The following is a 15238-nucleotide window of genomic DNA, read 5'->3' on the forward strand; positions in this document are numbered from 1 at the left end:
CCGGCCAGACTACTCCGCGTCGCCTCCCGGCAGCACGGCGAGCTTCGACTTCGCGTAGTACCTGCGAGCCTTCGCCCGGTTGCCGCAGGTCTCCATCGAATGCCACTTGCGGGCGTTCGCACGGCTCTCGTCGATGAGGAAGTGCTGGCAGTCGTGCGCTGCGCACGGCCGGATGCGCGAGCCCTGCTCGCCCTGCAGCGCCGCCCACTCGCCGAGTGCCCGCGCCCCGACGGCCCGCGCGGGGTCGACCTCGTCGACCCATTCGAGTCCGCGATCGCCGACACGGGCGCGCTTGCGCATCGCGTCGACCCACGGCTCGAGCGCCGCGGCATCCGCTTCGCCTCTGAGGAAGGGCACGAGCACGGCACGCACCATGCGCGCATCGGCGATCTCGGCCGGTGAGCCGGACGCGCCGTGCGCTCGCAACCAGGCCGACGCCTCGGCGTCGCCGGCGAGTTCGTCATGCACCTCGTCGCCCATGACGAGCCGCGAGTTCACGAGGTCGAGCAACAGGGAGGTGGACATGCGCTCTCGATTCTGAACGGGAAGTTATAACCATCATAACTCGGTAGACAGGTTGGAATCTTCGCGCTATGGTTTCGTTATAACCAACACACCGAACCACACCGGTTAGGTAGAACCTCACGAGGAGCACGACATGTCGACCATCACCGTCGGAACCGAGAACAGCACCCCCATCGAGCTGTACTACGAAGACCACGGCACCGGGCAGCCCGTCGTGCTGATCCACGGCTACCCGCTCAACGGCCGCTCGTGGGAGAAGCAGTCGGCGGCACTCCTCGACGCCGGCTACCGGGTCATCACCTACGACCGCCGCGGGTTCGGGCTCTCGAGCCAGCCGACCACGGGGTACGACTACGACACCTTCGCCGCCGACCTGAACACCGTGCTCGAGACGCTCGACGTGCGGGATGCCGTGCTCGTCGGCTTCTCGATGGGCACCGGCGAGGTCGCCCGCTACCTGAGCACCTACGGCAGCGAGCGCGTGGCGAAGGCTGCGTTCCTCGCATCGCTCGAACCGTTCCTGCTGCAGACCGACGACAACGCGCCGGGCGTGCCCGCCTCGGTCTTCGAGGGTATCGAGCAGACGGCCAAGGCCGACCGCTACGCCTGGTTCGACGACTTCTTCCAGAACTTCTACAACCTCGACGAGACCCTCGGCTCGCGCATCAGCGAAGGGGCGGTCCGCGCCAGTTGGAACGTCGCGGCGAGCTCATCGTGGTTCGCCTCCTCGGCGGTCGTGCAGTCGTGGCTCACCGACTTCCGCGGCGACATCGAGAAGGTCGACGTGCCCTCGCTCATCCTGCACGGCACGGCCGACCGCATCCTGCCGATCGACGCGACCGCACGCGAGTTCACGAAGCGCCTGCCCGCCGCCGACTACGTCGAACTCGAGGGTGCACCGCACGGCCTGCTCTGGACCCACGGCGCCGAGGTCAACGAGGCACTGCTCGCCTTCCTCGCGAAGTAGCGCGGCCGCGCCTGCACGGGGCACCCCGGCACGGGGATGCGGGGGCATGCCCCCGTGCAGGCTTGGCGACGACCTCGTTATGGTCGCATGAGGGGCGAAACGAGCGCCCGAGGGGGAATCATGAATCGCACATCACGCTCGATCGCCATCGCCGCCGTCACCGCGGCGGCGGCACTCGCCCTGAGCGGATGCGGCCTCCTCACGCCGCCCGAACGGTTCAGTGACGACGCGACCCTCGACGAGCAGGTGCACACGATCGAGATCGACCAGCCCGCCGGCAGCGTCGTCGTGCAGGGCGACGCCGACGCGACGGAGGTCGAAGTGTCGCGCACGGTCTCGTACCACGGCGATCGCGAGATCGGCTCGACGTTCGAGGTCGACGACGGTGTGCTCGTGCTCAGCGGGTGCGGTCGCCACTGCACGGTCGAATACACGATCGAGCTGCCGCCCGGCGTCGACGTGCGCGGTGCCACGTCGAACGGCGCGATCGAGCTCACGAAGGTGAACGAGGTCGACGTCGCGACGAACAACGGTCGCGTCGAACTCGACGACGTCACCGGCACGGTCGAGGTCGAGACCAGCAACGGACGCATCGAGGGTCGGGGCCTCGCCGGCACCGGTGTGCGGGCATCGACCTCGAACGGCGGAATCGAACTCCGGCTCGATGCCCCGCAAGACGTCGAGGCGCGCACCTCCAACGGCGCGATCGACCTCGCAGTGCCGGTCGGCGATGCCGGCTACCGCGTCACGACAGACACGTCGAACGGCTCGGTCGACGTCGGCATCGACGAGGACTCCGACGGCGAGTTCGAGCTCGACCTCGCGACCTCGAACGGGTCGATCCGCGTCACCGGTCGCTGAGCGCGAGCTCGCCCAGCACCTCGACCAGCTGATCGACGGCCCAGTCGAGATCGGCCTGCTCGATCACGATCGGCGGCGCCAGCCGGATGGTCGAGCCGTGCGTGTCCTTCGCGAGCACGCCGCGGCGCATGAGCGCTTCGCAGGCCTCGCGTCCGGTCGCGAGCGCGGGGTCGATGTCGATGCCGGCCCAGAGCCCGGCCCCGCGAACCTCGACGACACCGTGCCCGACGAGCGTGCTCAGGCGGGATCGCAGGTGGGTGCCGAGCACCCGGGCGCGCTCCTGCGGCTCACCGCTCGCGAGCATGCGCACCACTTCGAGGCCGACGGATGCCGCGAGCGGATTGCCCCCGAAGGTCGACCCGTGCTCGCCGGGGCGGAGCACCCCGAGCACGTCGCGGTCGCCGACGACCGCCGAGACCGGCACGATGCCCCCGCCGAGCGCCTTGCCCAGCAGGTACAGGTCGGGCACGACGCCGACGAGGTCGCACGCGAACGTCGCACCCACGCGACCGAGCCCCGACTGGATCTCGTCGGCGATGAGCAGCACCTGGCGCTCCGTGCAGAGTGCGCGGAGCGTCGGAAGGAACCCGGCGGGCGGCACGACGATGCCGGCCTCGCCCTGGATCGGCTCGACGAGCACGGCGACCGTGTTCTCGTCGATCGTCGCGGCGACCGCGTCGGCGTCGCCGTACGGGACGGTGCGGAAGCCCGGCGTGTACGGCCCGAAGTCGTCGCGAGCGTCGGGGTCGTCGCTGAACGAGATGATCGTCGTCGTGCGGCCGTGGAAGTTACCGGCCATCACGACGATGTTCGCCGCGTCGGCCGCGACGCCCTTCACGCGGTAGCCCCAGGCGCGCGCGACCTTGACGGCCGACTCCACGGCCTCGCCGCCCGTGTTCATGGGCAGCACCATGTCTTTACCGCAGAGTGCGGCGAGCTCGGTGACGAACGGGCCGAGGCGGTCGTTGTGGAAGGCTCGGCTCGTGAGCGTGATGCGGCCGAGCTGCTCGCGCGCGGCCTCGACGAGGCGCGGGTTGCCGTGGCCGAAGTTGACCGCCGAGTACGCGGCGAGGCAGTCGAGGTAGCGGCGCCCCTCGACATCCGTCACCCAGGCGCCCTCGCCCGACGCGACGACGACGGGCAGCGGATGGTAGTTGTGCGCCGCGTGCTCGTCCTCCTCGTGGATGGCAGCGGCAGTCGCAGTACCTGCTCCCTGAGCCGGTTGAAGGGTCGTGGTGGTCATCGGCGCAGCTCCAGGGTGCAGCATTTGACGCCGCCCCCGCCGAGCAGCAGCTCGGAGAGGTCGACGCCGATCGGGTGGTATCCGTGTTCGCGCAGTTGCCGTTCGAAGTGGCTCGCCCGCGAGGCGATCACCACGTGATACCCGTCGCTGAAGGAGTTCAGGCCGAGCACCGCGGCATCCGTCTCGTTCACGATGATCGCGTCGGGGTAGCGCGCCTGCAGGAGGGCGACGGATACCTCGTCGAACGCGCTCGGCAGGTAGGCGATGTGCTCCTGGCCGGGCGTCGGGTCGAGCACGGCGATGGCCGTGTCCAGGTGGTAGAAGCTCGGGTCGACGAGCTTCAGGGTCACGACCTCGCGGCCGAAGATCACGGCGAGCTCCTCGTGCGAGCGCGAGTCGCTGCGGAACCCGGTGCCGGCGAGGATCGCGTCGCCGACGAGCAGGAAATCGCCCTCGCCCTCGTTGATCTCCACGGGCTCGCGCACCTCGAAGCCGGCGTCGCGGAACCACTCCATGTAGGCGGGGCCCTCGGGCTGCCGCTCGGGATACGTGAACTTCGCGCCGTAGGCGACGCCGTCGATCACGAAGCCGCCGTTGGCGGCGTAGACCATGTCGGGCAGGCCCTCGATCGGTTCGATGAGCTGCACGTCGTATCCGAGGCCCACGAAGGTGTCGTGCAGCACCTGCCACTGCGCGAGCGCGAGCGACGTGTCGGTCGGCTCAGCCGGGTTCATCCACGGATTGATGCGGTAGACGACGGTGAAGTGCTCGGGGCGGCACATGAGCACGCTGCGAGCGGTCGGCCGGCGCTCCTGGCGCTCGACGGCCCGCTCAGCGGGGTGCTCGCCCGGCTGGCCGCCGGTCGCGATCATCGTCGACATCTCACTCCTTCGAAGGGGAGCGGATGCCGCTTGGGGGCCTGCGGCATCCGCTCCGTGCATCGTCGGCGTACCGACTCGCTGTATGCGAGTCCGACGACGGCGTTTCGGGTCCGCCGCCGCCGGGTCGCCTGATTCAAGTGTGCGGGCATTCACGGCGTGGTTGGTGGCGTGTTGCGCAACATTCATGCCCGTTCGGCGCTGTCGCGCGGCATCCGTGCGTGAACGGGCGATCGGATGCCGCGTCCGGCGCGCTGCCCGGACCGGTTGCCCCTGACGGCGGCCTGAGGCATGCTGAGAGCGAGCCGGACCGCGCGCCCCGAAGCACCGCCGGCCTGGGCGGAGCGACGGAGACCGGCATGACTGACCTCGACGACCGGTCCTCCGAGGACTCGCTCGATCTCGGCACTCGCGACGCGAGGGATGCCGCCGCGAACGCGGCCCGCACCGCCGAACTGCAGCGCACCGTCTTCGGCGCCGACGCCTCCGAGGCGGAGCGGCACGAGGCGGCCGCCGAGCTGGAGCGGCGTGCCGAAGCGGCTGCCGCGACGGCGCGCGAAGCCCGGTCGGCTCCCGTCGCCGCTGGAGCGCCCGGGAAGGCGTTCGCCGGCCTCCGCGAGGACTCATCCGACGCCACTGACGCGGCGACGGCGTTCGCGCCACTCGCCGTCTCGGAGCGACCGGATGCCCGCGGCATCCGCTGGGCGATCGGGGCCGGGGTCGTCGCGCTCGCGCTCGGACTCGGCATCGGCTGGCAGGTCGGCGGACGATCGGTGCCGCCGCCCTCGGAGGCCGTGAAGACGGCGGATCCGGGTGCCTTGGCCGCCATTCCGACCGTGCCGGCGACGGTGCCGCTCAGCGAGACCTCGATGCTCGCCTCGCTCGACCGGGCTCAGGCGGACTCCGACCTTCTCGACCCCGAGTTCATGCAGCGGTACCTGCTCGACGGCGAGAGCGCCCGACGGCTGCTCAGCGTGCCCGCCGGGCTCGTCGTCTACTCGGCGGTTCGCGACGGCGACCTCTGCCTCATCGCCAGCTGGACGGCCGGCGCGGAGGACGGCGCACCGGCCTGTACCACCGGTCAGATCGTGAACGGCAAGGGGCTCCGCACGACGGTCATGAACGGGGAGACGGTGACGACCGTGCACTGGCGACGCGACGGCGCCGTGGAACTGACTCCGGCGCCCGAGCCGGCTGCGGAGCCGGCGGGCGCCGATGAGGCGGAGGGCGCGGAATGACCGCGGACCGCGCCGATCTCGAGCGACTCGCCTACGGCTCCGGCGCGAGTGACGACGAGCGCGAGGCCGCCGTTCGCGAACTGCTCGAGCTACGGGCGTCTGCGGCACAGGAGGCGGCAGCCGCAGCCACTGGCTCGATGAACGTTCCGACCGAGCTGTCGGGCATCGACGGGGCCGGAACCGACGGAGTCGACGACCTGGGACTCGAGGTGCCGATCGCCGGGTCCACCGCCGACCCACGCCGCCGGCTGCGCCGCGTGATCATCGTCGCGACCGCGGCGCTCGTCGTCGGCGTGCTCACCGGCTGGCAGCTCGGCGCTCGAGAGGCCGAGCAGCAGGCTGAGCTCGCCGCCGCCGCAGGCCCGGCGTTCCCGGGGCCGCGCACGCAAGCGGAGTTCCTCGCATCGCAACCGCTCGCAGCCGAGTCCGCTGCGGCTGAGACGTTCCTCCAGCCCGCGACCGACGCCGACGCGCCGCCGGCCGACATGCTTCCCGACTTCGGTAACGGACCGATGGAGACCCGCTTGCTCGCGACCCGCGTCGACGGCTCGCTCGTCTTCGCCGGGCGCGACGATTCGGAGTTCTGCCTCATCCTCGCCATGGGCAACGGCCTGGGCGGGGCTGGCACCTGCACGACCGAGGGCCGGTTCCCGCACGACGGGCTGAGCGTCGGCTGGTCGAGCTCAGGCGCGGTGACGAGCCTCGACGTGACCTGGCAGGCGGATGGATCGCTGACCGTGTCGACGGCCCGCTAGCTCGTCGGCGTCCGGGCGCCGCGACAGCTCAGCCGTTCTTCGCGTCGCGCCACGCGAGCCAGCGCCGCACCGGGTCGAGGTCGTAGGCCGGGCCGCCGATGCCGATCGTGAACAGTCGCACGCCGCCGGCGAATAGCGCGTCGGCGTGCTCGACGTCGTGGCCCGCGCGGTCGAGCTCGTTCGAGACGGTGATCTCCGAGACATCCCGCCCGACCTCGTCGCCCCAGCGGGCGAGCACGTCGAGTTTGTGCCGCAGCTCATCGGGTGCGACGAAGGAGTGCCAGATGTCGGCGTGCCGGGCGACGATGCGCAGCGTCTTCTGCTCGCCCTTGCCGCCGATCATCACGGGGATGCGCCGAGTCGGCGGCGGGTTCAGCTTCGCCCAGCGAGCCTCGATGCGCGGCATGGCGTCGGCGAGCGCGTTCAGCCGCGAACCGCGGGTGCCGAACTCGTAGCCGTACTCGTCGTAGTCGCGCTCGAACCAGCCCGAGCCGGTGCCGAAGATGAACCGGCCGGTGCCGCCCTTCGCGCTGATGTGGTCGAGGGTGCGGGCCATGTCGGCCTGCAGGTCGGCACCGCGGTACGAGTTGCAGTTCACGAGCGTGCCGAACTCGATGCGCTCGGTCTGCTCGGCCCACGCGCCGAGCATGGTCCACGCCTCGAAGTGCAGGCCGTCGCGGTCGCCCGTCAGCGGGAAGAAGTGGTCCCAGTTGAACACGACGTCGACGCCGAGCTCTTCGAGGCGCAACACGGTGTCACGAATCGCGGGGTACTCGGCATGCTGCGGCTGCACCTGCACGGCCAGACGCACGGGGGAATCGAGAGACATCCGAACAGCCTACGGCCGACGCGTTTCACGCTCGTGACATACACAACTGATCAAGAGCGTCAAGGGGCGCATGAAAACTGCGTCACGTGGTGCCTCGACGCAACCGATCGGCATACAATCCGAGAATGGACAACCTCGATCGCGCCATCCTCGACCTGCTCCGGCAGAACTCCCGGGCGGGGTACGGCGACATCGGATCCTCGGTCGGCCTCTCCGCGTCAGCCGTCAAGCGACGTGTCGACCGGCTCGTCGCCGACGGGGTCATCCGCTCGTTCACGATCCAGGTCGACCCGACCGTCGACGGCATGTCGACCGAGGCCTACGTCGAACTCTTCTGCCGCGGCACCGTCGCGCCCGACGAGCTCCAACGCATCCTGCAGGGCGTGCCCGAGGTCGTCTACGCGGGCACCGTGACCGGCAGTGCCGACGCGATCGTGCACATGCGCGCCCGTGACATCGCCTCCCTCGAAGACGCACTCGAGCGCGTGCGCATCGCACCGAACGTCGACCACACGCGCAGCGCGATCGTGCTGTCGCGGCTCGTCAACCGCAACCGGGACTGATCCGGCCGTCAGGCGATGCGCATCCGAGCTTGACGTCGCACCTTTGTAGTAATACATTAACGGCATGTCGCTCGAATCGCCCGAATGGTCCCTGCTCGGCATGCTGGCGGTCTTCGTCGCCATCGCCGCCGTCACTCCGCTCTGGATGTCGCGGCCGTCGCAGATCGGACGGTTCGCGCGCACTGTCGGTCTCCCCCTCGGGGGCGATGTCGAGCTCGAGCGCACGATCGGCGCACGGCTCCGAATCCGTGCGCGTTGGGGTGCGCTCGGCATGGTCGTCGCAGCCGTCGTCGGGGTGCTGCTCGTGCTGAGCGGCGCCCTGACCGCGCAGCACGAGTGGGGCGCGACCGCCGCACCGATCTCGGGGCTCGCGCTCGCCGGCATCGTGCTCACCGGGCGGGGCATCGGCACAGCCATCTCGATCCTGCCCGCACCGCCCGAGGTGCAGCGCCATGGTGCACGCATCGCACGTCTGCCGCGACCGACCGTGGCCGACTACGTCGCGCCGATCGAGCGCATCGGGGCCCGCATCTTCGTCGGCTTCGGTGGCCTGGTGGCCGTCGCCGTGGTCTTCCTGCCGGCACCCGCCGAATCCCGTCTGCTCATCGGCGCCACTGCCGTCACGGCGATCGCAGCGCTCGCAGGCGCCGAGTGGGTCTCGTCGGCACTCGTGTCACGACCGCAGCCCGCGGTGAGCGAGCAGCTCCTCCGTTGGGACGACGCGCTGCGCGCCCAGACACTCCGCGACCTCGTCTCGGTGCCGCTCATGGCCGGGGGCATCGTCGTCGTCGCAGCGATCTTCGCATTTCCGGATTGGCCCGCGTTCGCGGGAACCGTCGGCCACGTGATCGGAAGCATCGTCGCCTACGCCGTACTGATCGCCCTGATCGGGGTCGCCGTCGTCTCGATCGCGATGGAGCCGGCCCGCTATTACTTGAAGCGCCTCTGGCCGGCGCAGTACGCCGAGACGCAGACCCCCGCCTACGGTTCGCCGGCCGCGACGCCATCTGCGCCCTCGGCCGAAGGCGCATGATGCTGCTCGAACTCGACCCCGAGTCATCCGTTCCGCCGTACGAGCAATTGCGCCGAGCCGTGATCGACGGCGTGCGCGACGGCACCCTCGTGGCCGGCACGCGGCTGCCACCCGTGCGCACGCTCGCCGCCGAGCTCGGCCTCGCCGCCAATACCGTCGCTCGCGCCTACCGCGAGCTCGAGCGCGACGACGTCATCGAGACGCGCGGTCGCAACGGCTCGTTCATCGCGGCGACCGGAGACGCGACCGAGCAGCAGGCGCAGCTCGCGGCATCCGCCTATGCCGATCGCATCGCCCAGCTCGGCCTCGATGCGGAACAGGCGCTCACGATCGTGCGCGCCGCCCTGCAGAGCCGGGGCTGACGCCGCGATCAACCCGTCGAGATCATTCCTCGGGGATCGGCTGCTTCGGGAGCTTGCGCACCTTCGACCGGCGGCGACGGCGCTCGGGAATCATCGAACGCATCTCCTCGAGCTTGCCGAAGCAGAGCAGTCGGTCTTCGCCCTCGAGCACGACGCCCTTGCGCGGGTTCGGGATCACGGTCGTGCCGCGGTGGAGGGTCAGCACCGTGATGTCGCGCTCCCAGAGGCCCGACTCGCCGAGCGTCGTGCCCACGAGGTCGGCGCCGCCGTGCACCAGGAGCTCGGCCACGCCGTACCCGGTCGACACGGTGAGCCGCTGGCGCACGTCGATCTCGGGAAAGGCGACCTGGTTCGCGATGTGGTCGATGATCGCGCCGGCGACGTCGAGCTTCGTGGCGGTCTCGATGCCCTCGAGGCCGGGCGAGGAGTTGACCTCCATGACGAGCGGGCCGTCGTCGCCTTCGAGCATGTCGACGCCCGCGACGCGCAGGCCCATGATCTGCGCCGACCGCACCGCCGCCTGCTCGTACTCGGGCGTCAGCTCGACCGCCTCGACGGTGCCGCCGCGATGCACGTTCGAACGGAACTCGTCGCCGCTCGCACTGCGTCGCATCGCCGCGACAACGCGGTCGCCGACGACGAGGGCACGGATGTCGCGGCCCCTGCTCTCCTTGATGAAGCGCTGGATCAGCACGTTCTGCTTCGTCGAGTGCAGCGTCTCGATGATCGCCTCGGCGACCTTGACCTCGGGAGCGAGGATCACGCCGATTCCCTGCGTGCCCTCGAGCAGCTTGATGACGACAGGCGCTCCCCCGACCCGTTCGATCGCGGGCCGCACGTCGGCGCGATTGCGCACGAACGCCGTCGCGGGCATGCCGATGTTGTGGCGGGAGAGGATCTGGTTCGCGCGCAGCTTGTCGCGCGAGTTCGTGATGCCGTTCGCGGTGTTCGGCGTGTAGACGTCCATCTGCTCGAACTGCCGCACGACCGCGGTGCCGAAGTAGGTCACCGAGTTGCCGATGCGCGGCAGCACGGCGTCGTAGTCGGAGAGCCGGCGACCGCGGTACTGCAGGTCGGGTTCCGGCCCCGAGAGGTCGATGGCGAAGCGCAGCGTGTCGAGCACCTTGACCTCGTGACCGCGCTGCTGGGCGGCCGTGCGGAGTCGTTGGGTGGAGTACGCCTGCGGGGCGCGCGAGAGGATCGCCAGTTTCATCGTGTGCCCCTGCGAAGATGGTGGAGTGATCGAGCCCGTCTATTCAAACACCATCGCAGGATGGCGCGAATGGGTGAGCCTGCCCGGAGCTGGAGTTCCCTGGATCAAAGCGAAGCTCGACACGGGTGCGCGCACCTCGTCGCTGCACGCCTTCGACCTCGAAGAGGTGCAGCGGGGCGCCGGGTCGATCGTGCGATTCGGGGTGCACCCGTGGCAGAACTCCGACGAAGACGCCGTCGTCGTCGAGTGCCCCGTGCACGACCGGCGATCGGTGCGCAGCTCCTCGGGCCACACCGAAGAGCGCATCGTCGTGCTCATGGACGTCGTGCTCATGGGCCGCACCATGACGGCGGAGGTGACGCTCACCAACCGCGACGAGATGGGCTTCCGCATGCTCATCGGGCGCGAGGCGCTGCGGCAGGGCTTCATCGTCGACTCGGCCCGCTCCTTCGTCGGCGGGCGCGCGCCCCGCGGCATCCGTCGGCGCAATCGCGGCCGCACCACTGCGAACGCCTGAGCCGTGACCGCTCCCCCTGCGGTGGCCGTCGCCGCTCGCGCCCCTCGCTGGCGCCGACTCGTCGGCAGCCCGCTCGCGTGGGCGGCGATCTGCCTCGCACTCGTCGTGCCGTGGGCGCTCGCCGGCCAGGTGATGGAACTGATCCCGTACCTGCTCATGCTCGTCGGCGGCTGGCTGTGCGGCTTCTCATTCGTCAATGCGACGTTGCGAATGACACCGGTGCGTCGAGGCGTGATGGTGCACGTGATCGGCGCGATCGTGGTCGCGGTGTTCGTCGTGACAGCCGTCGAGTTCGGCGGGTCGTTGCTCTCGACGGCGCCGGCGTGGGCCCGCAGTTCGTTCGTGATCGTGCAGTTCGCCGCGATCCCCGCGGCGGGCTGGATCTGGCTCGGCCTGATCTCCCGCATCTCCACCGCCGCGGGATCCCCGAAGGCGAAGCCCACGGCGGTGACGCCCGAGTGGGTGCGCGCTGAGGGCGGCCACGGCTCCGAGGTGCGATTCTCAGCAGTGCCGATCACAATGCGCGCCCTCACGACCGCCATCGTCGTCATCGTCGCCGTCATGAGCAGTGTCGCGGCTCTCGCGCTCATCGCGGCGGGCGACCTCGTCTACGTCTTCGGTGCGAGATTCGCGATCATCATCGTCGGGGTCGTCTTCGCTCTTCCGGCCTACTTCGTCTTCGTCACGATCACGCGGCGACGCACTGTCAAGGGCACCGTGGGCTTCGGCAACGATCGGCTCTGGCTCACGATCGGCGGCGATGCGACGACGGTCGTCCCGTTCGGCGACCTCGAGCGTCTCGTCTGGCGATGCCGCAGCGACTATGCCCGTCTCGAGGTGCGCGGGGCGGGCATCGACGTCTCACTCGTCACGGGCATCGCCAAGCCGGCGCCGGGCACGACCGCCGAGCTCCCCGCCCTGCCCCGCCGGGTGCTCGGCCGACTGCACGACGACGGGTTGGTGGTCGAACGCACTCGTCGGGGTGAGGTGCTCACGTTCCGTCGATCCGGCTGAACCGGTCGAGCGACATCGGATGCCCCGAATCGCAGGATTCGGGGCACCCGATTTCGAGGTGTCAACGATCAGCCGCAGCTGCGCGCCTCATAGGCGACGATGGTCGTCGCGGTCACGCCGTCGGACAGTCGCTCGGCCTCGACGGTCACCGTACCGGCCGGCACGGCCACGTCACGGACGTTGAACGCTGAGGTCGCGAACTTCCCCGCGGCGACACTCGCGAACTCCTTCTCGCCGTACGCGGAACGGACGGTGAGCGCGATCGGTCCGGACTCGCCGTTGCCGACGCGCACGGCGACGAACGCCTTCGACGCGATGCATCGGGTCTCGACGACCGCGTCGACCTCGAGCGTCGGTTCGGGTTCACCGCAGTCCAGCTCGGCATCGGCCCAGTCCGCTCGGTCCCACCATTCCGCCTGACCGGCAGGCGAACCGGCGGCGTTCGGATCGACCTCGAGCGAGAGGATGCCGACGCCGGTCGTATCGACGCTGACGGCCTTGGCCTGGCCCTTGAGCATGGCTCCGCTGTCGAAGAGCACCTCGCCATCGGCCGTGACCCTGAAGATCACGTTCGGGCTCGCGCCGGCCTTGTTCATGATGTCGTCGATGCCGACGACCGCGGTGAACGCACTGCATCGTCCGCCGAGGTTGAACGCGACCGTCGTCGGCGAGTTCACGCCGAGGCCCTTCTCGTACTGGACCCCGGCGAGCCGGATCGGCGCTCCATCGCCGGCGGCGGGCTCGCCGATCTCGGTGTCCCGCTCGATCGGTCCATACGCCGAATTGAGCTTCACCGAGGCGAACGGCAGATCCGATAGGAAGTGGGTTCCTGCGGAGGGAGGCTCTGGAAGCTCGGCGGCCGCGGCGTCGTGTGCTGCCTGCGCCCGGCCCGCGAGCGCGACGATGTCGCCCTCGGGCTCGGTCAGGAACGCCGACGTGTCGGTCGAGCCGGTGAACTCGGCGCCGACGGCGTACCAGTCGATGGACTGCGGGGCGTTCCCGGTTTCGAACGACGTCTGGATGCTCTGGAAGAAGCGCTCCCAGCGATCCGTGTAGTAGGTGCCGACGAGGCCTTGCCACTCACGGTTCGCGTAGTCGTTCAGGCCGGCGTTCACGGCGCTTCGATCGCCCCAGGTGGTGACCACGGCGCGAGCATCGAACTCGAGCCGATCCGCTTCGGCTTCGTCGGCGGCAGCTGCACGGGCATCCGCGATCCAGCGCCCGAACAGCATCTGCGGCTGGGTGCCCGAGATGTCGTCGAGGAGCTGCATGTTCGCGAGCCACTCCTCGCTCAACTGGGTGAATGCGGTGCGATCGCGGTTGCCGTATGCCTGCTGCAGCTGCGGAAGCAGGGTTCGCGAGGTGTTGGCGGTCACCTGTCGCGCCACATCCATCAGGTCGTACCGGTAGCTCGGAAGATCCGATGCGGCCGGTGCTGCGGCGAGCAGGTGATCGAGCGCCTCGGCGAACCGCTCGGGGTCGTAGGCGAAACCGGTCGGCGACCACGACGCCGCGGCTGCGGCCGAGAGCGAGGGTTGGTCGGCGTACAGGCTGTCCTGCGCCTCGGCGAAGCTGTCGTTCGTGGGCAGCGTGTACGCCGTCTCGGCGAGGATGCGCCACGCGGCCTTCAGCTCGGGGTCGTCAGTGCCGTAGCGACGCTCGGTCCACTCGTCGAACCAGGCGTTCACATCGACCGGGTCATCTCGCCAGGCCAGGCCGGCGAAGAACTCGATCGCGACCGGGTTGTTGAGCCCGCCCTCGGGAAGCGCGGCGATGCCGTCGAGCTTGCTGCCCGCCTTGGTGCGCAACTGCGTGAACCGCTCGTTCCAGACCTTCACCTCCGCGCCCATGGTCGTGTGGCCGCCGTAGTTCCAGATCGTGCCGAAGGCGTACGGGATGCCACTCCACTGCGACTCGAGGTTGTCGCGGATCCCGTATCGGTCGGAGAGCCCGTCGACGATGAACGTCGTCTCGGGGTCGACTGCTGCGGCGACATCGGCGGGCGGGTTGCTCTGCCAACCGAGCAGCACCCACGTCGCACCGGGCTGCGCGGTCTGCAGCGCCGTCTCGATGGCGCGCGAAGCGGCGGGCACGTCCACCTGGCCGCGTTGCCCGCCCTCGTGCAGCACGTCCATCTTGTAGGCGGTCGATGCGCCGAGCAGTCGTTCAGAGGCGCCGTAGAACGCGTCGGCCACGGCCGGGAACACCGGCGAGTTCGGGTCGAGCCAGCCCGGGCGCTGGAAGCCGACCCAGCCGCCCTGCGGCTCGACCCGCGAGCCGGCGTTGCGTGCGGCGAAGTCGGTCGGCACCGTGCCGAAGTAGCCGGGGAGCACCGGCGTGATGTCGAGCTCGCGGAGCCGGTCGGCGATCTTGCGCCCGAGCTCGGTGCGCTGCTCGAGCAGTGCGTCGCTCGTGCCGGCCGGATAGCTCGACATGTTCTGCAGCAGCCACCACGGCTGGTGCGACGGCAGTGGGATCCAGGAGCGTGCCTCATCGGCCGAGTAGCCGAACTGCTGCAGCACCTCGAAGTACACCGCCTCGGACCCGACCGGCATGAACACCTCGTTGAAGCCGAGCGCGGCGAGCTCGTCGATCTCGCGCTCCCACTGCTCCCAACTGCGGTACGCCCCCGTGTAGCCGTCTTCCGTGTCGTTGCCGTAGAAGCGGTGGCTCACGTTCGCCGTCGACGAGATGGGCTGTTGCGGGAGCGGCAGCTCGGCATCCCGGTCGACGTTACGAATGTTCCAGGAGACGTTCTGGCCGATGCTGCCGAGGTAGGCGTTCAGGCCGGCGAGCGCGGTGCCCGATGTCGTCGCGGCGATGCGGATCCGTCCGTCGACGGTGCTGACCTCGTAGCGGTCGGCGCCGTCGACCGGTGCGAGCGAAGTGAAGTCGATGCCATCGGCTCCCGTGCCGATCAGACGTGCCGCAGCGTCGCGAGCTGGTGCGAAGCCGTCGTCGGTGACGATCGGACCGGCCGTCGTCGCCGGTCGCTCGTGCGCGCTGGCGGACGCGGCGAACGCGGATGAGGCGACGAGTGGAGCGACGAGCAACGCTGCAGTCAGCACAGCGACCAGACTCACTCGACGTTGAGTGGAGGGGAACATCAGATTCGGGCCCTTTCGAGAGATCGCATGGGAAGCCGACGGCGGGATGCTACGACGCAATGGAATCAGCTGGGCACGAATAACGCAAGGACAATTTTAAATTGACGGTGCGATATAATTCATCGTGGATCTG

General features: G+C 69.7%; 15 protein-coding genes. 9 read left to right on the forward strand and 6 right to left on the reverse strand.

Going from position 1 to position 15238, the window contains the following annotated elements:
- Positions 1–9: 9 nt before the first annotated feature.
- The gene (locus VPH61_RS03560) at positions 10–525 is read right to left on the reverse strand and encodes a CGNR zinc finger domain-containing protein (protein WP_332062135.1); all 516 of its coding nucleotides are present in this window, start codon (positions 523–525) and stop codon (positions 10–12) included.
- 133 nt (positions 526–658) lie between these two features.
- On the opposite strand from VPH61_RS03560, the gene VPH61_RS03565 reads away from it, so the two are divergent.
- Positions 659–1492 carry an alpha/beta fold hydrolase gene (locus VPH61_RS03565; protein ID WP_332062136.1) on the forward strand — a complete coding sequence of 278 codons (834 nt, stop codon included), beginning with the start codon at positions 659–661 and terminating at the stop codon, positions 1490–1492.
- 120 nt (positions 1493–1612) lie between these two features.
- The gene (locus VPH61_RS03570) at positions 1613–2353 is read left to right on the forward strand and encodes a DUF4097 family beta strand repeat-containing protein (protein ID WP_332062137.1); all 741 of its coding nucleotides are present in this window, start codon (positions 1613–1615) and stop codon (positions 2351–2353) included.
- Here the strand turns inward: VPH61_RS03570 and rocD are convergent.
- Positions 2340–3596, reverse strand: a complete 1257-nt coding sequence (gene rocD / locus VPH61_RS03575; RefSeq protein ID WP_332062138.1) for an ornithine--oxo-acid transaminase — start codon at positions 3594–3596, stop codon at positions 2340–2342. The genes VPH61_RS03570 and rocD overlap by 14 nt on opposite strands.
- A complete protein-coding gene (gene ddaH / locus VPH61_RS03580) occupies positions 3593–4378 on the reverse strand; it encodes a dimethylargininase (RefSeq protein ID WP_332062527.1) in 786 nt (261 codons plus the stop codon). Before ddaH ends, rocD begins: the two co-directional genes overlap by 4 nt.
- A 455-nt stretch (positions 4379–4833) precedes the next feature.
- Between ddaH and VPH61_RS03585 the strand changes: the two genes are divergently transcribed.
- A complete protein-coding gene (locus VPH61_RS03585; protein ID WP_332062139.1) occupies positions 4834–5712 on the forward strand; it encodes a hypothetical protein in 879 nt (292 codons plus the stop codon).
- The gene (locus VPH61_RS03590) at positions 5709–6467 is read left to right on the forward strand and encodes a hypothetical protein (protein WP_332062140.1); all 759 of its coding nucleotides are present in this window, start codon (positions 5709–5711) and stop codon (positions 6465–6467) included. The genes VPH61_RS03585 and VPH61_RS03590 overlap by 4 nt, the downstream gene beginning before the upstream one ends.
- A gap of 28 nt (positions 6468–6495) precedes the next feature.
- Here VPH61_RS03590 and VPH61_RS03595 read toward each other — a convergent pair whose 3' ends face one another.
- Complete coding sequence (locus VPH61_RS03595; protein WP_332062141.1) at positions 6496–7296, reverse strand: LLM class F420-dependent oxidoreductase; 801 nt, start codon at positions 7294–7296, stop codon at positions 6496–6498.
- A 125-nt stretch (positions 7297–7421) separates the two neighbouring features.
- Here VPH61_RS03595 and VPH61_RS03600 point away from each other — a divergent pair, with 125 nt between their 5' ends.
- The 3 genes from VPH61_RS03600 (at position 7422) to VPH61_RS03610 (ending at position 9254) form a co-directional block, all read left to right on the forward strand.
- On the forward strand, positions 7422–7859 hold the full coding sequence (locus VPH61_RS03600; RefSeq protein WP_056655238.1) for an Lrp/AsnC family transcriptional regulator: 438 nt from the start codon (positions 7422–7424) through the stop codon (positions 7857–7859).
- Between the two features lie 64 nt (positions 7860–7923).
- Entirely contained in the window at positions 7924–8892 is a 969-nt protein-coding gene (locus VPH61_RS03605; RefSeq protein WP_332062142.1) for a hypothetical protein, read from the forward strand.
- Positions 8892–9254, forward strand: a complete 363-nt coding sequence (locus VPH61_RS03610) for a GntR family transcriptional regulator (RefSeq protein WP_332062143.1) — start codon at positions 8892–8894, stop codon at positions 9252–9254. The genes VPH61_RS03605 and VPH61_RS03610 overlap by 1 nt, the downstream gene beginning before the upstream one ends.
- Before the next feature lie 22 nt (positions 9255–9276).
- On the opposite strand, the gene rimK is transcribed toward VPH61_RS03610, so the two are convergent.
- Entirely contained in the window at positions 9277–10467 is a 1191-nt protein-coding gene (gene rimK / locus VPH61_RS03615; RefSeq protein ID WP_332062144.1) for a 30S ribosomal protein S6--L-glutamate ligase, read from the reverse strand.
- Positions 10468–10492: 25 nt separating this feature from the next.
- Here rimK and VPH61_RS03620 point away from each other — a divergent pair, with 25 nt between their 5' ends.
- Both VPH61_RS03620 and VPH61_RS03625 read left to right on the forward strand, forming a co-directional pair.
- The gene (locus VPH61_RS03620; RefSeq protein WP_332062145.1) at positions 10493–10984 is read left to right on the forward strand and encodes an ATP-dependent zinc protease family protein; all 492 of its coding nucleotides are present in this window, start codon (positions 10493–10495) and stop codon (positions 10982–10984) included.
- 3 nt (positions 10985–10987) lie between these two features.
- Positions 10988–11998, forward strand: a complete 1011-nt coding sequence (locus tag VPH61_RS03625; RefSeq protein WP_332062146.1) for a hypothetical protein — start codon at positions 10988–10990, stop codon at positions 11996–11998.
- Positions 11999–12066: 68 nt separating this feature from the next.
- Here the strand turns inward: VPH61_RS03625 and VPH61_RS03630 are convergent, their stop codons facing one another.
- Positions 12067–15081, reverse strand: coding sequence for an alpha-N-acetylglucosaminidase TIM-barrel domain-containing protein (locus tag VPH61_RS03630; RefSeq protein ID WP_332062147.1), 3015 nt, complete (start codon positions 15079–15081; stop codon positions 12067–12069).
- Positions 15082–15238 lie beyond the last annotated feature (157 nt).

The organism is Agromyces sp. CCNWLW203 (assembly GCF_036576125.1).
Classification (GTDB): Bacteria; Actinomycetota; Actinomycetes; order Actinomycetales; family Microbacteriaceae; genus Agromyces.